The sequence below is a fragment of the Streptomyces sp. NPDC088915 genome, assembly GCF_044749825.1.
Lineage (GTDB): Bacteria > Actinomycetota > Actinomycetes > Streptomycetales > Streptomycetaceae > Streptomyces.
Map to the genome: position 1 here is coordinate 255,747 of NZ_JBIVIR010000014.1, position 20,632 is coordinate 276,378.

18 protein-coding genes are annotated in these 20,632 nt (G+C 73.7%); 11 read left to right on the top strand and 7 right to left on the bottom strand.

Annotated features, from left to right (window positions below; translation table 11 throughout):
• Window positions 1-30 precede the first annotated feature (30 nt).
• Window positions 31-1,308, bottom strand: a complete 1,278-nt coding sequence (locus tag ACIP5O_RS25305; RefSeq protein ID WP_401296924.1) for a glycosyltransferase 87 family protein — start codon at window positions 1,306-1,308, stop codon at window positions 31-33.
• 84 nt (window positions 1,309-1,392) lie between these two features.
• On the opposite strand from ACIP5O_RS25305, the gene ACIP5O_RS25310 reads away from it, so the two are divergent.
• A complete protein-coding gene (locus ACIP5O_RS25310; RefSeq protein ID WP_401296926.1) occupies window positions 1,393-2,535 on the top strand; it encodes a glycosyltransferase family 4 protein in 1,143 nt (380 codons plus the stop codon).
• Between the two features lie 68 nt (window positions 2,536-2,603).
• Here ACIP5O_RS25310 and ACIP5O_RS25315 read toward each other — a convergent pair whose 3' ends face one another.
• The gene (locus ACIP5O_RS25315; RefSeq protein ID WP_356543645.1) at window positions 2,604-4,400 is read right to left on the bottom strand and encodes an AMP-dependent synthetase/ligase; all 1,797 of its coding nucleotides are present in this window, start codon (window positions 4,398-4,400) and stop codon (window positions 2,604-2,606) included.
• 303 nt (window positions 4,401-4,703) lie between these two features.
• Here ACIP5O_RS25315 and ACIP5O_RS25320 point away from each other — a divergent pair, with 303 nt between their 5' ends.
• The 6 genes from ACIP5O_RS25320 (at window position 4,704) to ACIP5O_RS25345 (ending at window position 10,033) form a co-directional block, all read left to right on the top strand.
• Window positions 4,704-5,471, top strand: coding sequence for a metallophosphoesterase (locus tag ACIP5O_RS25320; RefSeq protein ID WP_356543643.1), 768 nt, complete (start codon window positions 4,704-4,706; stop codon window positions 5,469-5,471).
• A gap of 128 nt (window positions 5,472-5,599) precedes the next feature.
• Window positions 5,600-6,043: an SRPBCC family protein gene (locus ACIP5O_RS25325; protein WP_121828477.1), complete on the top strand. Its 444-nt coding sequence runs from the start codon at window positions 5,600-5,602 to the stop codon at window positions 6,041-6,043.
• A 529-nt stretch (window positions 6,044-6,572) separates the two neighbouring features.
• A complete protein-coding gene (locus ACIP5O_RS25330) occupies window positions 6,573-7,703 on the top strand; it encodes an ArsA-related P-loop ATPase (RefSeq protein WP_401296929.1) in 1,131 nt (376 codons plus the stop codon).
• Between the two features lie 42 nt (window positions 7,704-7,745).
• Window positions 7,746-8,174, top strand: a complete 429-nt coding sequence (locus tag ACIP5O_RS25335) for a DUF5304 domain-containing protein (RefSeq protein ID WP_401296931.1) — start codon at window positions 7,746-7,748, stop codon at window positions 8,172-8,174.
• A gap of 66 nt (window positions 8,175-8,240) precedes the next feature.
• Entirely contained in the window at window positions 8,241-9,182 is a 942-nt protein-coding gene (locus tag ACIP5O_RS25340; protein ID WP_365541074.1) for an ROK family glucokinase, read from the top strand.
• Between the two features lie 89 nt (window positions 9,183-9,271).
• Window positions 9,272-10,033 (top strand): endonuclease/exonuclease/phosphatase family protein, encoded by a 762-nt coding sequence (locus ACIP5O_RS25345; protein WP_401296934.1) that lies wholly within the window; start codon window positions 9,272-9,274, stop codon window positions 10,031-10,033.
• Here the strand turns inward: ACIP5O_RS25345 and ACIP5O_RS25350 are convergent.
• Entirely contained in the window at window positions 10,030-10,815 is a 786-nt protein-coding gene (locus ACIP5O_RS25350) for a hypothetical protein (RefSeq protein ID WP_401296936.1), read from the bottom strand. The two genes, ACIP5O_RS25345 and ACIP5O_RS25350, sit on opposite strands and share 4 nt — an antisense overlap.
• Entirely contained in the window at window positions 10,808-11,590 is a 783-nt protein-coding gene (locus tag ACIP5O_RS25355; protein WP_401296937.1) for an alpha/beta hydrolase, read from the bottom strand. The genes ACIP5O_RS25350 and ACIP5O_RS25355 overlap by 8 nt, the downstream gene beginning before the upstream one ends.
• A 210-nt stretch (window positions 11,591-11,800) precedes the next feature.
• Here ACIP5O_RS25355 and ACIP5O_RS25360 point away from each other — a divergent pair, with 210 nt between their 5' ends.
• The 4 genes from ACIP5O_RS25360 (at window position 11,801) to ACIP5O_RS25375 (ending at window position 15,636) form a co-directional block, all read left to right on the top strand.
• Window positions 11,801-12,547, top strand: a complete 747-nt coding sequence (locus ACIP5O_RS25360) for a 1-acyl-sn-glycerol-3-phosphate acyltransferase (protein ID WP_183953177.1) — start codon at window positions 11,801-11,803, stop codon at window positions 12,545-12,547.
• A 74-nt stretch (window positions 12,548-12,621) separates the two neighbouring features.
• Entirely contained in the window at window positions 12,622-13,833 is a 1,212-nt protein-coding gene (gene macS, locus ACIP5O_RS25365; protein ID WP_401296939.1) for a MacS family sensor histidine kinase, read from the top strand.
• 20 nt (window positions 13,834-13,853) lie between these two features.
• Window positions 13,854-14,501 carry a response regulator gene (locus tag ACIP5O_RS25370; protein WP_401296980.1) on the top strand — a complete coding sequence of 216 codons (648 nt, stop codon included), beginning with the start codon at window positions 13,854-13,856 and terminating at the stop codon, window positions 14,499-14,501.
• A 136-nt stretch (window positions 14,502-14,637) separates the two neighbouring features.
• Complete coding sequence (locus tag ACIP5O_RS25375) at window positions 14,638-15,636, top strand: 2-hydroxyacid dehydrogenase (protein WP_401296941.1); 999 nt, start codon at window positions 14,638-14,640, stop codon at window positions 15,634-15,636.
• A 33-nt stretch (window positions 15,637-15,669) separates the two neighbouring features.
• Here the strand turns inward: ACIP5O_RS25375 and ACIP5O_RS25380 are convergent, their stop codons facing one another.
• From ACIP5O_RS25380 to ACIP5O_RS25390, 3 genes are all read right to left on the bottom strand, one after another.
• Window positions 15,670-17,538, bottom strand: coding sequence for an anthranilate synthase family protein (locus tag ACIP5O_RS25380; RefSeq protein WP_401296943.1), 1,869 nt, complete (start codon window positions 17,536-17,538; stop codon window positions 15,670-15,672).
• 101 nt (window positions 17,539-17,639) lie between these two features.
• Window positions 17,640-17,696: a trp operon leader peptide gene (locus ACIP5O_RS25385; protein WP_356543873.1), complete on the bottom strand. Its 57-nt coding sequence runs from the start codon at window positions 17,694-17,696 to the stop codon at window positions 17,640-17,642.
• A gap of 90 nt (window positions 17,697-17,786) precedes the next feature.
• On the bottom strand, window positions 17,787-20,591 hold the full coding sequence (locus ACIP5O_RS25390) for an N-acetylmuramoyl-L-alanine amidase (protein WP_401296944.1): 2,805 nt from the start codon (window positions 20,589-20,591) through the stop codon (window positions 17,787-17,789).
• Between the last annotated feature and the right edge of the window lie 41 nt (window positions 20,592-20,632).

Below are 20,632 nucleotides of genomic sequence, written 5' to 3' on the forward strand. Positions count from 1 at the left end.
TCCGCGGACAGGCCCTAGGCCGCCCGGCGCTCAGCGGAGCGAGCCGGACAGGGTCTTCTCGCGGTCCGCTCCGGTCGGCTGCGCGGGGATGGTCGCGGCGGCGAGACGCGGCTCCGTGACCGTCTGCCGCCACAGGATCCGGCAGGCGAGGACGGCGGCGGCGACCAGCAGGCCGTTGCGCGCGAAGAGGACCGCCATGCCCAGCGGATCGCTCCGCGTCACGTGCCAGAACCACACCGGGAACTCGAACTGCGTCACCGCCGTCGCCCAGACCACCAGGTGCGCGGGCCGCTCCATCCGGCTCGACCGGAAGGCCAGGCACACCGCCGCCAGACCGACCAGCCACAGCATGTACTGCGGGGAGAGCACCCGGCTCGTCAGCGTGAAGAGCAGCACCGCCACGAAGGCCGCGTCCGCCACCGTCGACGAGACGAACCGGCGCGCCCTGATCCGCCAAAGGAGCAGCCAGCCGAAGGCGCCGATCGTCACCGCCATCGCGGCCGTCGACACCGCGGACACGTACGGGCCGAGGAACTCCATCGAGCCGTAGTTCATCCGCGCCTCGCCCTCCCAGCCGAAGTGCCGCAGCACGTGGAAGACGGTCGCGCCCAGCGACTCGACCTCGGTGCCCCGGTCCCGCTGGAAGGAGAGGAAGGACAGCGCCCCCGGCCTCCACAGCACGCAGAGCAGCAGCACCCCGGCCGCCGCGCCCGCCGCCGCCGACCAGGAGCGGAACGCCGCCCGCCCCTTCGGGGTGCCCACGAGCAGCAGCACCGGCCACACCTTCAGGACCGCCCCGAAACCGGCGAGCGCGCCGAGGACCCGCGGGCTCCGGCCGGCCGCGAGCAGCCCCGCCACCGCGACGGCGGTCACCATCACGTCGTACCGGGCGTACGCGGTCGGGCCGAGCAGCGCGACGCCCGCCAGCCAGATCCAGGCGCCCCGGGACGTCCGGCCCGCCCGGCGACCCGTGTACAGGAGGAGCCCGAAGACCAGCGCGTCGCAGAGGAGGGCGAGGACGAAGAAGGCGGACGCGTAGTCGAGGAACGGCAGCAGATCGGGGGCGAACATCACGAACGCCGCCGCCGGCGGGTACTGCCAGGTGACGTCGTCCAGCGGGTACGTGCCGCTCCGCAGCACCTCGTACCAGCCCCGGTAGATGTTCTCCACGTCGAACGTGACGTCCGGCCCCGGGATCACCACGACCTTGAACACGCACACCAGGAGGAGGACCCGGGTGAGGCCCCAGAGGCCGACGGGAAGCCACAGGCCCGTGCGCGAGTCCTTCCCCACTGCGCCCGTCGTCACTGACTCGTCCTCGTCCGGTCGGCCCGCTCGCGCGGGGGAGTGGTGGTGCCGGGCTGCGGATGCGATCGCGTACTGTCGGCCACGATGCACAAGACCCTGATCGTAACCAACGACTTCCCACCGCGTCCCGGGGGAATCCAGGCCTTCCTGCACAACATGGCCCTCCGCCTGGACCCCGAACAGGTCGTGGTCTACGCCTCCACCTGGAAGCGCGGCCGCGAAGGGGCCGAGGCGACGGCCGCGTTCGACGCCGAACAGCCCTTCACCGTGGTCCGGGACCGCACCACCATGCTGCTGCCCACCCCCCGGGTCACCGCCCGCGCCACCGCGCTGCTGCGCGAACACGGCTGCGCGTCCGTGTGGTTCGGCGCCGCGGCCCCGCTCGGCCTGATGGCCCCCGCCCTGCGCCGGGCCGGCGCCCGGCGCCTGGTCGCCACCACCCACGGCCACGAGGCGGGCTGGGCCCAACTGCCCGCCGCCCGGCAGCTCCTGCGCCGCATCGGCGAGGGCACCGACACGATCACCTACCTCGGCGAGTACACCCGCTCCCGGATCGCCCCGGCCCTCACCCCCGCCGCCGCCGGCCGGATGGTCCAGCTCCCGCCCGGCGTCGACGAGAAGACCTTCCACCCCGGCTCCGGCGGCGACGAGGTCCGCGCCCGCCTCGGGCTCAGCGACCGGCCGGTCGTCGTCTGCGTCTCCCGGCTCGTCCCGCGCAAGGGCCAGGACACCCTGATCAGGGCCCTGCCGGACATCCTGCGCCGGGTTCCGGACGCGGTCCTCCTGATCGTCGGCGGCGGCCCGTACGAGAAGGACCTGCGCCGCCTCGCCGCCGAGACGGGCGTGGCCGGATCCGTACGCTTCACCGGCGCCGTCCCCTGGGCCGAACTGCCCGCCCACTACGGGGCCGGAGACGTCTTCGCCATGCCCTGCCGCACCCGGCGCGGCGGCCTCGACGTCGAGGGCCTCGGCATCGTCTACCTGGAGGCCTCCGCCACCGGACTGCCCGTCGTCGCGGGCGACTCCGGCGGCGCCCCCGACGCCGTCCTCGACGGCGAGACGGGCTGGGTCGTGCGCGGCGGATCCCCGGAGGAGGCCGCCGACCGCGTCGCCGCCCTCCTCCTCGACCCCGAACTCCGCGCCCGCATGGGCGCACGGGGCCGGGCCTGGGTCGAGGAGAAGTGGCGCTGGGACCTCCTCGCGGAACGGCTGCGCGCACTGCTCTGAGCGGTACGGACGCCATGGGAGGAGGCCCCGGACGAATCGTCCGGGGCCTCCTCCCACACGGTCCGGGCTCAGCCCCGGTAGATCGCCTCGATCTCGTCCGCGAAGTCCTTCGCCACCACGTTCCGCTTCAGCTTCAGGGACGGGGTGATGTGCCCCGCCTCCTCCGTGAACTGGGCGGGCAGCACGCGGAACTTGCGGACCGACTCCGCCTTGGACACCGCCGCGTTGCCGTCGTCGACCGCCCGCTGGACCTCGGCCAGGAGCTCCGGGTCGTCGCGCAGGGACGCCGCCGTCGCACCGGCCGGCTTGCCGTGCTCGGACGCCCAGCGGCCGAGGAACTCCTCGTCCAGGGTGACGAGCGCGCCCACGAACGGACGCCCGTCGCCGACCACCATGCACTCCGCGACCAGCGCGTGCGCCCGGATCCGGTCCTCGATGACCGCCGGGGCGACGTTCTTGCCGCCCGCGGTCACCAGGATCTCCTTCTTCCGGCCGGTGATCGCCAGGTAGCCGTCCTCGTCGAGCGTGCCGATGTCGCCCGTGTGGAACCAGCCGTCCGCGAGCGCCTCGGCCGTCGCCGCCTCGTTGTTCCAGTACCCCGTGAAGACGTGCTCGCCGTGCAGCAGCACCTCGCCGTCGTCGGCGATCCGCACCACCGAGCCCGGCAGCGGCTGGCCGACCGTGCCGATCTTCTGCCGGTCCCACGGGTTGAACGCGGTCGCCGCGCACGACTCCGTCAGGCCGTAGCCCTCCAGGACGGTGAAGCCGATGCCCCGGAAGAAGTGGCCGAGCCGCTCGCCCAGCGGCGCGCCGCCCGAGATCGCGTGCTCGCCGCGCCCGCCGAGGACCGCCCGCAGCTTGCCGTAGACCAGCTTGTCGAAGAGCTTGTGCTTCAGCTTCAGGCCGAAGGACGGGCCCTGCGGGGTGCCGAGCGCCCGGCTGTACGCGATGGCCGTGTGCGCGGCCTTGTCGAAGATCCTGCCCTTGCCGTCGGCCTGCGCCTTGGCCCGCGCCGAGTTGTAGACCTTCTCGAAGACCCGGGGCACGCCCAGGATCAGCGTCGGCCGGAACGAGGCCAGCTCGTCCGTGAGGTTCTTGATGTCCGGGACGCAGCCCAGCCGGATCGGCGCCATCACGGACGCCACCTCGACGAGCCGCCCGAAGACGTGCGCGGCGGGCAGGAACAGCAGCACCGAGCACTCGCCGGTACGGAAGAGGGGCTTCAGCCGCTCCACCACGTTGCCGCACTCGGCGAAGAAGGCCCGGTGGGTCAGGACGCAGCCCTTGGGGCGGCCCGTGGTGCCCGAGGTGTAGACGATCGTCGCCGGATCGTCCGCGTTCGCCGCCGACATGCGCGCGTCGAGCAGCTCGTCGGAGACCCCGGCCCCGTCGGCGGTGAGGCGCGCGACGGCGTCGTCCTCGATCCGCCACACGCTCTTCAGCTCCGGCAGGTCCGCCCGGACCGAGGCCACCGACTCCTCGTGCGCCGCGCTCTCCACCAGGACGGCGCTCGCGCCCGAGTCGCCCAGGATCCACTGGATCTGCTCCGGCGAGCTGGTCTCGTACACCGGCACGGTCACGCCGCCCGCGCTCCAGATCGCGAAGTCGAGGAGCACCCACTCGTAACGGGTGCGGGAGAGCAGCGCCACGCGGTCGCCCGGCTCCACCCCCGCGGCGATCAGGCCCTTGGCGGCCCCGCGGACCTCGGCGAGGAACTCGGTGGCGGTGACGTCCGTCCAGACGCCGTCGACCTTGCGCCCCATCACGGCGACGTCTGGGTGCTGGGAGGCGTTGCGGCGGATGAGATCCGTCAGGTTGCCGTCCGCGGGGACCTCGTACAGGGCCGGAAGGCTGAACTCGCGCAAGACTGCTGCTCCTCATCGGGCGCCGGCGCCACGGCTCTGTGTGATGCACCGGATAGTCCATATTCGGTCAGGTGCTCAGTGGGGGTGAGCACGACTGGACTGCCCGGACGTTACCCATCAGTACGTGGTTCCCGATAGGGGGTCCCGGCCAGATGTTCCGTGCGTCACACACGCATGACGGTGCTCCGCGAACAGTAGTCCACCGGTTTCCCGACGCGGAAGTAACCGCAGGTAGGGGGGTTGGGAGCCGGTCCGGGGGCCGATTCCCGGACCGGCCGCCGGGGCGCCCCCTAAGGTGGCTCCATGCGAGTCCATGTGGTCAGTGACGTGCACGGCAACGCCGGAGACCTCGCCCGGGCGGGGGAGGGCGCCGACGCCCTGATATGCCTCGGGGACCTGGTCCTCTTCCTCGACTACGCCGACCACGGCCGGGGCATCTTCCCCGACCTCTTCGGCGTCGAGAACGCCGACCGGCTCGTCGAGCTGCGCACCGCCCGCCGCTTCGACGAGGCCCGCGACCTGGGCCGCCGCCTCTGGGCCGAGCTGGGCGTCGACCGCACCACCGCCATCGAGGCCGCCGTGCGCCGCCAGTACGCCGAACTCTTCGCCGCCTTCCCCACCCCTACGTACGCCACCTACGGGAACGTGGACATCCCCCGGTTCTGGCCCGAGTTCGCCCGGCCCGGGACGACCGTCCTCGACGGGGAGCGCGTCGAGCTCGGCGGCCTCGTCGTCGGCTTCGTCGGCGGGGGCCTGCGCACCCCGATGCGCACGCCGTACGAGATCTCCGACGAGGAGTACGCGGCGAAGGTCGAGGCGCTCGGCGAGGTCGACGTCCTCTGCTCCCACATCCCGCCGGAGGTCCCCGACCTCACCTACGACACGGTGGCCCGCCGCTTCGAGCGCGGCAGCCGGGCCCTGCTCGACGCGATCCGGCGCACCCGGCCGCGCTACGCCCTCTTCGGCCACGTCCACCAGCCGCTGGCCCGGCGGATGCGGATCGGCGCGACCGAGTGCGTCAACGTCGGCCACTTCGCCTCGACGGGCAGGCCCTTCGCCCTGGAGTGGTGATCCCGGGGTTTCCCGCCCCTCCGGGGCCTTCCCGTGGCGGGGCCGGACCCGGGGGCGCGATAGCCTGCCGTCGGCACGTCTGTGCCCCCTTGACTTCCGCCGGACCGCACAGTGGAGGAGCCACCGCGATGGCCGAACACACCAGCTCGAGCATCACCGTCGAGGCGGCGCCGGCCGACGTCATGGGCGTGATCGCCGACTTCGCCCGCTACCCCGAGTGGACGGGCGAGGTGAAGGAGGCCGAGGTCCTGGAGAAGGACGCCGCCGGCCGCGCGGAGAAGGTCCGGCTGCTCCTCGACGCGGGCGCGATCAAGGACGACCACACCCTCGCGTACACCTGGACCGGCGCCGACGAGGTCAGCTGGACCCTGGTCAAGTCCCAGATGCTCCGCTCCCTCGACGGCTCCTACCGCCTGACCCCGCTCGACGGCGGCCGGCGCACCGAGGTCACCTACCAGCTGACCGTCGACGTCAAGATCCCCATGCTCGGCATGATCAAGCGCAAGGCCGAGAAGGTCATCATCGACCGCGCCCTGGCGGGCCTGAAGAAGCGCGTGGAATCCGGCGCGTAGTCGCTGCGCGGCGGGGCGGGTACGGCTCCGGGGGTACGACCCCCGGGCGTGCCCCGTGCCGGGCGCGCTCCGCACCGGTGCCGGGCGGGCCCCGTGCCGGTGCCAGGTGTGCCCCGCGTCGGGCGTGCCTCCGTGCCGGTGCCGGGCGGGCCCCGTGCCGGGTGCGCCTTCGTGCCGGGCGGGCCCCGTGCCGGGCGTGTCTCCGTGCCGGGCGGATCTCCACGTCGGGTGTGCCTTCGTGCCGGGCGGATCTCCACGTCGGGCGCACCTCCGTGCCGGGCGGATCTCCGTGCCGGGTACGCCTCCACGCCGGGCGTGCCTCCACGTCGGGTGTGCCACCGGCGCCGGCGCAGAGCCCGGCCGGTCCGGGGCCCCGGGAGTGAGGGCCGTCCCCGTGCGGCGGGGCACGTGCCGCCTCCCGTGACCGCCGGGCCGGCGCGGTGCGCCCCCGGTTGCGGTCGCGTCCCGTAGGGGCTTCGCCCCAGGGGTCCCGGGCCCGCCCCCGCCGGAGGCAGGTAGCGTCCTCCGCATGCGGATCATCCTTGTCACCGGCCTCGGCGGCGCCGGGCGCACCACCGTCGCCGCCGCGACCGCTCTCGCCGAGGCGCGGGCCGGGCGGCGGGTGCTGCTCGTCTCCGAGGACGCCGAGGGGCTGCCGGACGACGGCGGCCTCCGGGTGCTGCGGCCCGAGCCCGCCGCCGACTTCCGCCGCGAGTTCCTCGCCCTCCAGGCCCGTTCCGGCGTCGCCCTCGACCTGCTCGGCGCCGCTCCCTTCGAGGACGCCGAGCTGACCGAGCTGCCCGGCAGCCGCCCCTTCGCCCTGCTGCGGGCCCTGCGCGAGGCCGCCGACGGCGACCACGAGCTCGCCGTCGTCGACCTGCCCCCGCTCCCCGAGGCCCTCGCCGCCCTCGCGCTCCCCGAGCAGCTCCGCCGCTACCTGAGCCGGCTCCTGCCCCCGGAGCGGCAGGCCGCCCGCGCCCTGCGCCCGATGCTCGCCCAGCTCGCCGGGGTCCCCATGCCCGCGCAGTGGCTGTACGAGACCACCGCCCGCTGGGAGGCCGAACTCGCCGCCGTCCAGGCCGTCGTCGAGGACCCCGCCACCACCGTCCGGCTCGTCCTCGAACCCGGGCCCGCCGCCACCCGCGCCCTGCGCACCGCCCGCCTCGGCCTCGCCCTCCACCGCCTCCCCCTCGACGCCGTCGTCGCCAACCGGCTCCTTCCCGCCGGCTCCGAGGACCCCTGGCTCGCCGGACTGACCGCCGAGCAGCACCGGCACCTGGCGGAGCTCCGTACCGCCGGCGCCGCGCTCCACGAGCTCCCGCACCTCGGCCGCGCCCCGCGCGGGGCCGACGACCTCGCCCTCCTCGCCCCCGCCCGGACCGACGCCGCGCCCGCCCCCGTGCCCGAGTGGACCGTCGAGGACCGGCGCGAGGAGGACGGCGTCCTGGTCTGGCACCTCCCCCTGCCCGGCGCCGTCAAGGAGGAGCTCTCCCTCGTCCGGCGCGGCGACGAGCTGCTCCTGACCGCCGGGCCGTTCCGCCGCAACCTCCCCCTGCCCGGCGCCCTGCGCCGCTGCACCGTCACCGGCGCCGGCCTCGTCGACGGCGACCTCCGCGTCCGCTTCACCCCCGACCCCGGACTCTGGCCCCGCACCCCCTGACGCCCGTGTACCGTCGAAGTACAGCCGACCGAGGAGTGCGCCATGAGCGATCCGGACGCCTGGGCCGAGGCGTGTGCCGAGGACCTGGAGGCGGAGAAGGCCCGTCGCCGGGCCGAGCGCGGGGCCGGGCCCGGATCGGCCGCCGAGGAGTTCCGCAAGCTCTTCGACGCCGTCGCGGGCAAGGTCTCCGAGGGCTTCGGCAACCCGCTCCTCGCGGGGCAGGCCGCGCGCACCGTCCAGCAGCTCGTCGACCAGGCGAAGGCCGCCGTCGAGCCCGTCGTCGAGCGCAACCCGCAGGTCTTCGACCACCTCGCCGCCGCGGGCAACGAGATCCTCGCCGCGTACCGCTCCGCCGTCGAGGGCCACGAGACCCGCTGGACCCGGAAGGACACCCCCTCCGAAGAGCCCCCGCGGACGCCCCGCGAGGACGGCGAGGGGCCCGGAACCGGCCAGCACATCGACCTGGATTGATCAGGACGGGCCTCCCCCTCGGGTACGGTGGGCGCTAGCGGGGCTCGACCGAAAACTGAGGGACACATGGGACTCACCATCGGCGTCGACATCGGCGGCACGAAGATCGCGGCCGGCGTGGTCGACGAGGAGGGCAACATCCTCGACACGCACAAGGTGCCCACCCCGCCGACCCCCGAGGGCATCGTCGACGCGATCAGCACGGCGGTCTCCGAGGCCGGCACGGGCCACGCGATCGAGGCCGTGGGCATCGGCGCCGCCGGCTACGTCGACGACAAGCGCGCCACCGTCCTCTTCGCGCCGAACATCGACTGGCGGCACGAGCCGCTCAAGGACAAGGTCGAGCAGCGCGTCGGCCTGCCCGTCGTCGTCGAGAACGACGCCAACGCCGCGGCCTGGGGCGAGTACCGCTTCGGCGCCGGCCAGGGCCACGAGGACGTCATCTGCATCACCCTCGGCACCGGCCTCGGCGGCGGCATCATCATCGGCAACAAGCTGCGCCGCGGCCGCTTCGGCGTGGCCGCCGAATTCGGCCACATCCGGGTCGTCCCCGACGGCCTGCTCTGCGGCTGCGGCAGCCAGGGCTGCTGGGAGCAGTACGCCTCCGGGCGCGCCCTCGTCCGGTACGCCCGGCAGCGCGCCAACGCCACCCCGGAGAACGCCGAGGTCCTGCTCGGCCTCGGCGACGGCACCCCCGAGGGCATCGAGGGCCGGCACGTCAGCCAGGCCGCCCGCGCCGGCGACCCGGTCGCCGTCGACTCCTTCCGGGAGCTGGCCCGCTGGGCCGGTGCCGGCCTCGCCGACCTGGCCTCGCTCTTCGACCCCTCGGCGTTCATCGTCGGCGGCGGCGTCTCGGACGAGGGCGACCTCGTCCTCGACCCGATCCGCAAGTCCTTCCGGCGCTGGCTGATCGGCGGCCAGTGGCGTCCGCACGCCCAGGTCCTCGCCGCCCAGCTCGGCAACAAGGCCGGCCTGGTCGGCGCCGCGGACCTGGCCCGCCAGGGCTGACCCGTACGGAAGCATCCGCGCGGAGCCGTACGACGACCGCCCGCCGCGTCCCCCCGGACCCGGCGGGCGGTCGTCGTATGTTGACTTCCATGGCGATCACCGAACTGCCCAACTCCCGCACCGAGGACGACGGTTCGGCCGTCCTCCGGGTCCTGAGCTACAACGTCCGCTCGATGCGCGACGACGAGGACGCCCTCGCCCGGGTCATCCGGGCCTGCGCCCCCGACGTCGTCTTCGTCCAGGAGGCCCCGCGCTTCTTCCGCTGGCGCAAGCACGCCGCCCGGCTCGCCGCCAAGAGCGACCTCGTCGTCCTGAGCGGCGGCGCCACCGCCGCCGGACCGCTGCTGCTCTGCTCCCTGCGGGCCACCGTGGAGCGCACCGAGGACGTGCTCCTCCCGCTCACCCCCGGCCTGCACCGCCGGGGCCTGGCCACGGCGGTCGTCCGCTTCGCCGGGGCCCGGGTCGGCCTGGTCAGCTGCCACCTGAGCCTGCGCGAGGACGAGCGGTACGCCCAGGCCGGCATGGTCCTCGACCGGGTCGCCGCACTCGGCACCCCGTACGCCCTCGTCGCGGGCGACCTCAACGAACGGCCCGGCGGCCCCGCCTTCACCCGGCTCACCGAGCGGCTCCGGGACGGCTGGGCCGTCAGCCCGTGGGGCGGCGAGCACACCTCGACCCCCGAGGACCCCCACCAGCGCATCGACGCGGTCCTGGCCACCCCCGGGATCGAGTTCCTCGGCTGCGGGGTCCCGACGGACCTGGACCCCGCCGACCTGAGGGCCGCCACCGACCACCTGCCGGTCCTCGCGGCGGTCCGGGTGCCCGCCGCGCAGGACCCGGGACCTCTCTAGACGACCGCCCCGCGGCCCGGGTCGTCGAAGCCGTCGTCATCGTCGTCGTCGTGCTTCATGCGGGCGACCAGGGTCGCGAAGCCGCCCAGGAAGCCGCCCACGCAGAGCGTCGTCAGCCACCAGGTCATGTCCCACTGGAGCAGGACGGCCACGAGCAGCAGGACCGGGCCGCCGATCACGCCGAGCCAGGCGAACCTGGCCGTCGCGTCCGCCTCCGGCAGCGGGGGCGGCTCCGGCGGCACGAAGTGGCCCTCGTCGGAGCCGTCGGCGCCCCCGGAGCCCTCCTCCGGCTCGGCGGGGGAGTGGTCCCGGGGGCCGGCGGGCCGCACCCCGGGCGCGAACACGATCGAGCCGCCGAGCACCGGCTTCTCCGGACCGGCCCCGTCCGCCTCCTCGCCCGTTCCCGCCTCCTCGTCCGATCCGGAGGCAGCGGAGGCACCGGAGGCACCCGACGTCCCGGAGGCACCGGACCCCCCCGAAGTCCCGGAGGCCCCGGACGTCCCCGCCCCGCCGTCCTTCTTCGGCTTCCAGACCAGGTCCGGCTTCCCGGCCGCCCCCGGCGCGGGCGCGGCACCACCCTTCCCGTCCCCGGTCCCGGCCCCGTCCCCGCCCTCGTCCAGGTCCTCCGGCTCCGGAAGCGACAGGTTCTCGATCGGCCGGAACGGCTTCGTCCCCGGCGGGTCCGCGGGCTCCTCGCCGTACCCCGCGACGATCGCGGCCCAGGCCGCCTCCTCGTCGATGGGCTGCGGCTCCCGGTCTCCGCCGTCCTGCTGCTCAGCCACCGCTCCTGCTCCCCTTCCCGCCGACCGGTTCCGGCGCGAGACGCTCGACGAAGGCCCGGCTCTCGTCGAAGATCCGCTCCGCGTCATGGTCCAACGTCGCCACGTGGTAGCTCTGTTCCAGCAGGACCTCCCGGACGTCCGTCGAGGAGACCCGGCTCAGGATCCTCGCCGAGTCGGCCGGCGGCACCACGTGGTCCTGGGGGCTGTGCAGCAGCACCAGCGGCTGCGTGACCTGCGGCAGCTCCCCGTCCACCGTACGGAAGAACTGACGCAGCGAGTACGCCGAGTGCAGCGGCACCCGGTCGTAGCCCACCTCGGTCACGCCCTCCTTGGCGATGTCGTTGGCCACGCCCTTCGTGGTGGGGACCAGGTGCCGGACGACCGGAAGGGCGTGCGCGGCCACGCCGTGCACCTTGTTCCCCGGGTTGACCAGGACGAGCCCCCGCACCGCGTCCCCGTGCCGGGCGGCGAGCCGCAGTGCGAGCGCCCCGCCCATGGAGAGGCCGAAGACGAAGACGGTCCCGCACCGCTCCCGGAGCTCGCGCAGCGCCCGGTCCACCTCGGCGTACCAGTCGTGCCAGGTGGTGATCCGCATGTCCTGCCAGCGGGTGCCGTGCCCCGGCAGGAGCGGCACCGACACCGACAGACCGCGCTCGGCCAGGTACTCGGCCCACGGGCGCATCGACTGCGGGGAACCGGTGAATCCGTGACAGAGAAGGACGCCGACCTCTCCGCCCTCATGGCGGTACGGCTCGGCTCCGGGAAGGACCGGCACCGGGGTCTCCTGTTCGCTCGGCTTCGCGTTCGCCCCCGGACGCGTCCCCGGAGGCGGTCTGGGTGCGCCTCCGGTGCGCCGGAGCGACGGAAAGTGGGGAAGGGACTTCACCGTACGCGACCGGACCGACACCGACCAGGGCCGTAGCGGGGGGCGTACGCCGGTACGGGATAAAGTCGGGGCCCTACGGCACACGGAAGGCATGGCGAGTTGATCTACGGCGCAATGAAGTTCTCCCTCGGCGGGTCCCTGAAACTCGCCTTCCGGCCCTGGGTGGAGGGCCTGGAGAACGTCCCCGCCGACGGCCCCGCCATCCTGGCGAGCAACCACCTGTCCTTCTCGGACTCCTTCTTCCTGCCGGCCGTCCTGGACCGCAAGGTCACCTTCATCGCCAAGGCCGAGTACTTCACCACCCCCGGTGTGAAGGGCAAGCTCACCGCCGCCTTCTTCAAGGGCGTCGGCCAGCTCCCGGTGGACCGCTCGGGCGCCCGGGGCGCCGGCGAGGCGGCCATCAGGGCCGGCATCGAGGTCATCGAGGGCGGCGGCCTCTTCGGCATCTACCCCGAGGGCACCCGCTCGCCGGACGGGCGCCTCTACCGGGGCAAGCCCGGCGGCCTGGCCCGGGTCGCCCTGGCCACCGGCGCGCCCGTGATCCCGGTCGCCATGATCGACACCGAGAAGATCCAGCCGCCCGGCAAGCTCGTCCCCAAGCTGATGCGCCCCGGGATCCGGATCGGCAAGCCGCTGGACTTCACCCGCTACCAGGGCATGGAGGGGGACCGCTTCATCCTCCGCTCGGTGACCGACGAGGTCATGTACGAGATCATGAAGCTGTCCGGCCAGGAGTACGTCGACATCTACGCGACCGCCGCCAAGCGGCAGATCGCGGAGGCGGAGAAGGCGGCCAAGGAGGCCGTGAAGGCCGAGATCGCCGCCCGCGAGGAGTCGGGCGCGTAGGCAGGCACCGCCCCGGAGGAGTCCGGGGCGCGGGAAGGACCACCCCGTCGGGGGTGCCGGGGGGCGGGGGAGAGATGGCCGGACGCGAGCGCGTCGTACGCATGTCGGTCGAGCAGCCGCTGTGGCGGGCGCTGACCGGATACCGCGTCCTGACGATGGTCTACGCGGTCCTGATCTTCGTCTTCGGCAGCGAGCGGTACGAGCGGCCCTGGGTCGGCGTCGTCTACCTGACGGCGATGTGCGTCTGGAACCTCGCCACCCTCCCCAAGGTGGCGAACGCGGCCGGGTGCACCCGGCGCTTCCTGGTCGCCGACCTCGCCGTCGCCCTCACCGGCATCCTCCTCACCCCGCTCGCCGACGCCCACGCGCGGTCGGTCGACGGCCCCACCCTGCCCTCCATATGGACCGCCGGCTCCGTCCTCGCGTTCGCCATCAAGGGCGGCTGGCGCTGGGCCGGCTTCGCCTCCTCCCTCGTCGCCGTCGCCAACATCGTCGAGCGCGGCCACCCCACCCGGGACACCGTCCACAACGTGATCCTGGTCTGGGTCGCCTCCATCGCCATCGGGTACGTCGTCGAGGTCGCCCGCGCCTCCGAGCGCACCCTCGCCCGCGCCCTGGAGATCGAGGCCGCCACCCGGGAGCGGGAGCGGCTCGCCCGCGACATCCACGACAGCGTCCTCCAGGTCCTCGCGATGGTGCAGCGCCGCGGCACCGCGCTCGGCGGCGAGGCCGCCGACCTCGGCAGGATGGCGGGCGAGCAGGAGGTGGCCCTGCGCACCCTGGTGGCGGGCGGACTCGCCCGGCCCAGCCTGGTCTCCGAGGACGAGTCCGAGGGGGCCGTGGTCCGGGTCGTGGAGGTGGACGACGAGGCCGACGGCTCCGCCCCCGTCGACCTGCGCGCCCTGATCGCCCCGCGCGCCGGGTCCCGGACCACCCTCTCCGAGCCGGGCGCGCCGGTCCTCCTCCCGCCGCCCGCCGCCCGCGAGCTGGCCGCCGCCGTCGGCGCCGCCCTGGACAATGTGAGGGTGCACGCGGGCGAGGACGCCCACGCCTGGATCCTGATCGAGGACTGGTCCGACGAGGTGGTCGTCACCGTCCGGGACGACGGGCCCGGCATCCCGGACGGACGCCTCGCGCAGGCGGAGGACGAGGGCCGGATGGGCGTCGCCCTCTCCATCCGGGGGAGGCTGCGGGACCTCGGCGGCAGCGCCGAGGTCGTCTCGGTCCCCGGGCAGGGCACGGAAGTCGAGTTGAAGGTCCCACGGGGGAAGGCAGGAAAGCAGTGAACGAGCAGCCGATCAGGGTGATGGTCGTCGACGACCACCCGATGTGGCGGGACGCGGTCGCCCGCGACCTGGCCGAGTCCGGTTTCGACGTGGTCGCCACCGCGGGCGACGGCGAGCAGGCCGTGCGGCGCGCGGCGGCCGCCGCCCCCGACGTCCTCGTCCTGGACCTGAACCTGCCGGTCAAGCCCGGCGTCCAGGTCTGCAAGGAGCTCGTCGGGGCCCGGCCGGACCTCCGGGTCCTCGTCCTCTCGGCGAGCGGCGAGCACGCCGACGTCCTGGAGGCGGTCAAGTCCGGCGCCACCGGCTACCTGCTCAAGTCCGCCAGTACGGAGGAGCTGATCGACGCGGTGCGGCGCACGGCCGTCGGCGATCCCGTCTTCACCCCCGGCCTGGCCGGTCTGGTCCTGGGCGAGTACCGCCGGCTCGCCTCCGAGCCCGTCCCGGCCTCCGGCGGCGGCGAGCCGAGCGCCCCCCGGCTCACCGAGCGCGAGACCGAGGTCCTGCGGCTCGTCGCCAAGGGCCTCGGCTACAAGCAGATCGCCGAGCGCCTGGTCATCTCCCACCGCACGGTGCAGAACCACGTCCAGAACACCCTCGGCAAGCTCCAGCTCCACAACCGGGTGGAGCTCGTCCGGTACGCCATCGAGCGCGGTCTCGACGAGGCGTAGAAACCTCCGGGGACCCGGTTCCCGGGACCCGGCGCGGTGACCACGGGGGCCGTATATTCACGCGTACGAGACACATGCGTGCGTATACGGCCCATCACCGCGAGGGACCGCAGAGAGCGGACAACGAGGGGAAACCGTGGAAATCCTGGCATTCGGCGTGCAGGCGGACGAGAGGCCCCTCATCGAGCGGGCCTTCGAGGGGTACCACGACGTCCACTGCCTGGACGTCTTCCTCACCGAGGACACCGCCCGCATCGCGGCCGGCTACGAGATCATCTCCACCAGCGTCAACGCCGTCCTGGACCACCGCGTCCTGCAGACCCTCGCCGCCGGCGGCACCCAGATGATCGCCCAGCGCTCCACGGGCTTCAACAACATCGACCTGGAGGTCGCCGAGCGCCTCGGCCTCACCGTCGCCCGGGTGTCGTACTACTCGCCGTACTCGGTCGCGGAGTTCGCCTGGACCCTCGCCATGGCCGTCAACCGCCGGATCGTCCGCGCGTCCAACCGCACCCGCGACTTCGACTTCCGGCTCGACGGGCTGATGGGCCGCGACCTGCGGGGACGCACGGTCGGCGTCCTCGGCACCGGCAAGATCGGGGAGGCCTTCACCCGGATCGCCCACGGCTTCGGGATGAAGCTGCTCGGCTGGGACGTCGCCGAGAACCCGGCCTGCGTCGACCTCGGCATGCGGTACGTCGAGAAGGAGCGGCTCTTCGCGGAGGCGGACCTCGTCAGCCTCCACGTGCCGCTGCTCCCCGCCACCCGGCACCTCGTCGACGCCACCGCCCTCAAGGCCATGAAGGACGACGCCATCCTGGTGAACTCCAGCCGCGGCGGGCTCGTCGACACCGAGGCCCTGGTCGCCGAGCTGCGCGCCGGCCGCTTCGCGGGCGTCGGCCTGGACGTGTACGAGGCGGAGGCCGGGCTCTTCTTCCTCGACAAGTCCCTGGAGGCCGTCGAGGACGACACCCTGGCCCGCCTGGTCACCTTCCCGAACGTGGTGGTCACCTCCCACCAGGCGTACTACACGACGGACGCCGTCGGCCAGATCGTCGACACCACCCTGCGCAACGTCCTCGACTACACGGCGGGCCGGCGCAGCGAGAACGTCCTGGTCCCCAGGGCCGGCTGACCCGGCCGCCGGACCCCGGGGACCTCCGGGCCCTCAGACCAGCACGCCCGCGAGGAGCGAGGCCGTCAGGGCCGCGCCCTCCGTCGTCAGGACCGACTCGGGGTGGAACTGCACCCCGGCGAAGCCGGGCCCGCGCAGGGCGTGCACCTCGCCGGTCCCCGGGTCGCGGCTGACCTCGATCCGGTGCAGCGCCAGCTCCTCGGCCGCCCGGTCGTCGCAGCGGGCGGTGAAGCTGTTGTAGAAGCCGACCGTCCGCTCCTGCCCGAAGAGGTCGATCCGCACCTGGGCGCCCTGGAACGGCACCCGCTTGCGGACGATCTCCAGGCCCAGCTCGGCGGCGATCAGCTCGTGGCCGAGGCACACCCCCAGCAGGCCATGGCGGTGGTCCCGGACCAGATCGGCCGTCAGGCCGCGCAGGAACCGCATCTTCGGGTCGGCCGCGTCCGAGGGGTCGCCGGGCCCCGGGCCCAGGACGACCGGCCCCTCGTGCGCGAGCGCCAGCTCCCGCAGCCCCGGCTCGTCGTACCGCAGCACCGACACCTCCAGACCGGAGGAGCGCAGGACGTGCGCCAGCATCGCGGTGAAGGTGTCCTCGGCGTCCACCACCAGCGCGTGCCCGGACAGCTCGGCGGACCGGACCTGCATCCTCAGCCAGAACGGCGCCAGGTCCGCCCGGCGCGCGTCGAGCGCGGCCCGCACCCGGGGGTCGTCGGCCAGCCGGGGAGCGACGGGGTCCTCCGCCGCCGGCCGGCCCTCCCGCACCCCGAGCGCGGTGAGGATCCCGGCCGCCTTGGCGTGGGTCTCGGCGACCTCGCCCGCCGGGTCCGAGTGCCGGACGAGGGTCGCGCCGACCGGCACCCGCAGCCGCCCGTCGGCGGCGATGTCGGCCGTACGGATCAGGATGGGGGAGTCCAGCGTCTGGGCGCCGGTCCCGTCCGTGCCGAGCAGGGCGAGGGCCCCCGCGTAGTAGCCGCGGCCCCCGGCCTCGTGGCGCTCGATCACCCGGCAGGCGTTCTGCACCGGCGACCCGGTCACGGTCGCCGCGAACATCGTCTCCCGCAGCACCTCCCGCACGTCCAGGGACGACCGGCCGCGCAGCTCGTACTCGGTGTGGGCGAGGTGGGCCATCTCCTTCAGGCGCGGGCCGATCACCACCCCGCCCCGGTCGCCCACCGTGCACATCATCTTCAGCTCCTCGTCCACCACCATGGACAGCTCCTCGGTCTCCTTGCGGTCGCCGAGGAAGGCGAGCAGGTCCTCCGGGGTGGGGGCGGCGCCGGCCGGGTAGCGGTACGTGCCGCTGATCGGGTTCATCACGACCGTCCCGCCCGACATCCGCACGTGCACCTCGGGGCTGGCCCCGACCAGCGTCCGCTCCCCGGTGTGCACGACGAAGGTCCAGTACGCGCCCCGCTCGCCCGCGAGCAGCCGCCGGAACAGGGCGAGCGCGTCGGCGCGTCCGAAGCCCGGGACCTCCCCGGTGTAGGTGCGCCGGATCACGAAGTTCGCGCCCTCGCCGGAGCCGATCTCCTCGTCGATCACCCGCCGCACGGTCTCCGCGTACTCCTCGTCGGAGACGTCGAACCCGCCCCCCTCGACCCGCACGTCGTGCGCGGGGAGCCGCTCCAGGGCCTCGGCGAGCGGCAGCTCGTGGGCCTCGTCGGCGACGAGGACGGAGAGCGGGGTGCCGTCGTCGCGCACGTCGAAGCCGCGCTCCCGGATCTGCCGGAAGGGCACGAGCGCGAGCGTCGGCAGCGGGCCCACGGGCAGCTCCGCGAGGCGCTCGGCCTCGTGGACCCGGCCGATCAGCACCTCGACGGTGTCGTGGTCGCGGCCCGGGGTGCGCCTGCGCAGCAGGGCGAAGGGAGGGCAGGAGTCGTCGAGCAGACGGGAGAGGTCCATGGGGTCCGTCGTTCCTTCCATTGGTGTGCGGAGAGGAACGGCCCCGGATACGGGAAAGGCCGCCCCTCGGGCGGCCTTCGCGTGTGTCGGTGTACGCGCAGTCAGTGGGCCGCCGGATGAGCGGTCCACCACCAGTCCTGGTTCAGGTGCGCGTACATGCGAGCACTGTAACCCGGCCGGGCACGGAAACGGGGCCCGGTCCACACCGTGGACGGTGCGGGCCGGGCCCCGGTCGGGCCGCGGTCCGATCAGAAGATCAGGTTGTAGATCTGCCAGCCCGGACTGACCTGGACGCGGGCGGCGAACGGCGCGGTGGGCTTGCCGGTGCTCTTGTAGAACCAGAGCAGCCCCTTGGCGTCCCGGCCGACGAGGTCCCCCCGGCCGTCACCGTCCAGGTCGCTCGGACCCACCATCCCGTTGTACGTCTGCCAGCCGCCGCCGACCTGGACGCGGGCGGCGAACGGCGCGGTGGGCTTGCCGGTGCCCTGGTAGTACCAGAGCACGCCGGCGGCGTCGCGGGCGACGAGGTCGGGCCTGCCGTCCCCGCTCAGGTCACCGGTGCTGATCATCTCGTTGTACGTCTGCCAGCCGCCACCGACCTTGAGCCGGGCCTTGAACGGGGCGGCCGGGTTGCCGGTGCCCTGGTAGTACCAGAGCGTCCCCGCCTTCTCCCGGGCGATCAGGTCCGCCCTGCCGTCGCCGTCCAGATCGCGGACGCCGAGGATCCGGTCGTACACCTGCCAGCCGCCGCCGGTCCTGAGCCGGGCCCGGAACGGCGCGGACGGGTTGCCCGTGCCCTGGTAGTACCAGAGCGTGCCGGAGGGCTCGCGGGCCACCGCGTCCCCGGTGCCGTCCGCGCGGAGCGCGGTCATGGCCGTGAGGGCGTCGTACGCGTTCCACCCGGCCCCGACCCGGTACCGCGCCAGGAACGCGGTGGCACCGCCGGTCCCGGTGCCCTGGTACTGCCAGAGGACGCCGGAGGCGTCCCGGGCGAGGAGGTTGTAGCGGTTGTCGGCGGCGACCGGGGCGGCGCCGGGGGCCTCGGTGACCTCGCTCTGCTTCACCCAGACGATCTTGTGGTGGAAGCGGATCGGCACGTACAGGGTGGAGCCGATGACGTTCTTCTGGGCGGAGCCGAACCACTCGTCGCCCTTCACCGCCGGACCGGCCTTCACGTAGGCCTGGCCGGGGGCGAAGGTGAACTTGGTGAGGTAGGCGCCGTCGTTGGCCGGGGGCTGCAGGCCCGCGGCCGTGTAGGCGGCGGTCTCCGGGAAGGCCCGGCCGTAGACCGTGGCGGAGGACAGGCCCGCCGCCACCTTCACGGTCGTAGCGCCGGACACCGGGACGGTGTACTGGCCGCCGGGGTTCTGGAACCAGGCCTTCTGACCGGCGTACCAGACCGCCGTCCAGTCCCCCCGTGTCTCGGCCACGACGTAGAGGCCGCCGGCGCGGACCTTGTTGCCGTAGTTCGAGCCCAGGGTCCACAGCGACGAGAAGTAGGGGTCGGTGAGGGTCGCCGAGGCGGTCGACGGCTCCGTGTGGAGGTAGACGAAGTTCGACGGCCGGGGCGAGGCGTCCAGGATCTCCTTGGTGGCCTCGTCCTCGTGGGTCAGCTTCGGCTGGTTCGCCGTGGTGAACGGGGGCACCACGCGGACCACCTGCTCGGCCCGGAGCAGACCGCCCGCTCCCTTGTCGCCCTGCGGAGCGCCCAGGAGGGACATGTAGTAGTTCCAGTCCCAGTACGGGCCCGCGTCCCAGTGGAGGTCCTTGAGGCCGGCGTCCGTCTGGAGCGCCACCTCGTCGTGGCCGATGATGTGCTCGCGGTCGATCGGCACGCCGTACTTCTTGGCCAGGAACTTCACCAGCTCCGCGGAGGAACGGTACTGCGGCTCGGTGTACCAGCTCCCCTCCTTGATGGCGAAGCCCTCGTGCTCCACGCCGATGGTGTGCATGTTGTGCGTCCAGTTGCCCGCGTGCCACGCCAGCTGCTTGTTCTCCAGCATCTGGGTGACCTGGCCGTCCTGGGCACGGATCAGGTAGTGGGCACTGCCGATCCCCTTCGGGTCGGTCAGCACGTCGAGCGAGCCCTGATAGGGGCCCTCGGTGTCGTGGATGACGATCTGGCGGATGTCCATGCCCTGGTTCGGACGGTCGCCCGGGGTGTAGTTGCGCGAGCCGCCGGGGTCCGTCCTGACCGGCACGAAGACGCAGTTCAGGCCTGCGGGGCACTCGGGGGTCGGGACCGTCGCCGTGCTCGCGAAGCTCGCCGCCAGCGGTACGTTCGCCGGCTTGACCGGATCCGCCGACGGGTCGGCCGGCAGGGCGACCTGCTCGCCGTCGAGGGTGACCGCCCGCTCGCCCTCCTTGATCGACTCGAAGACGCGCTTCGCGAAGAGGTCGGCGCCCTTCTTCTCCGGCGACTGGCTGTAGCGCGCCACGGCCGGGTACCAGTCGCCCGGCTCCTCGGACAGCTCGGCGCCCGCCTGCTTCTGGTAGTCGGCGAGCAGCGCGGCACCGGCCCGGACGGACGCGCCGGTGTCGTTCCGGACGGTCTCGGCAGAGCTGTCGATCAGTTCGGCGGCCTTGTCCAGGGTGTGCAGGCGCGGGTCGTCGGTGTCGACGAGCGCCTTCTCCAGGATGCGCCGGACCTGCTCACGGTCGAACTTCTTCGCGATCTCCGGTCGGCCGGAGCCGTCGAAGTGGTCGATCTGCTCGTCGGTGACCTTCTGCGCGACGTCCTCCGGCTCGACCTTCGTGAGCCCCATCACGTTGTACGCGCCGGTCGTGCTCGGCTCGCCGTCGTGCGACTCCCAGCGGGTCTGCTGGTACGACACCGCCATCAGCACGCTCTGCGGCACGTCGAACTCGCGCGCCGCGCTCGCGAACTGCTCCTGGAGGGTCGCGTCCCGCCCCGGCCCGCCCTCGCCCGCCGCGTCCAGCAGGCCGGGGGAGGCGACCGCGAGGCCGCCGATCGTGACGGTGGCGGCGACCGCCGCCGCCGCTCCGTAGAAGAGTCGTTTCCTCTTGCGGTCCCTGCGGTGTCTCCGGCTCACGCCACCCACCCCTGTGTTCACCTGTGTTCGACCGTGTTGTC

Bases quoted from the DNA above. Each gene is read 5' to 3' on its own strand.
- ACIP5O_RS25310 (WP_401296926.1), top strand. From the start codon at position 1,393: ATGCACAAGACCCTGATCGTAACCAACGACTTCCCACCGCGTCCCGGG.
- ACIP5O_RS25320 (WP_356543643.1), top strand. From the start codon at position 4,704: ATGCGAGTCCATGTGGTCAGTGACGTGCACGGCAACGCCGGAGACCTC.
- ACIP5O_RS25325 (WP_121828477.1), top strand. From the start codon at position 5,600: ATGGCCGAACACACCAGCTCGAGCATCACCGTCGAGGCGGCGCCGGCC.
- ACIP5O_RS25330 (WP_401296929.1), top strand. From the start codon at position 6,573: ATGCGGATCATCCTTGTCACCGGCCTCGGCGGCGCCGGGCGCACCACC.
- ACIP5O_RS25335 (WP_401296931.1), top strand. From the start codon at position 7,746: ATGAGCGATCCGGACGCCTGGGCCGAGGCGTGTGCCGAGGACCTGGAG.
- ACIP5O_RS25340 (WP_365541074.1), top strand. From the start codon at position 8,241: ATGGGACTCACCATCGGCGTCGACATCGGCGGCACGAAGATCGCGGCC.
- ACIP5O_RS25345 (WP_401296934.1), top strand. From the start codon at position 9,272: ATGGCGATCACCGAACTGCCCAACTCCCGCACCGAGGACGACGGTTCG.
- macS (WP_401296939.1), top strand. From the start codon at position 12,622: ATGGCCGGACGCGAGCGCGTCGTACGCATGTCGGTCGAGCAGCCGCTG.
- ACIP5O_RS25370 (WP_401296980.1), top strand. From the start codon at position 13,854: ATGGTCGTCGACGACCACCCGATGTGGCGGGACGCGGTCGCCCGCGAC.
- ACIP5O_RS25380 (WP_401296943.1), bottom strand. From the start codon at position 17,538: ATGGACCTCTCCCGTCTGCTCGACGACTCCTGCCCTCCCTTCGCCCTG.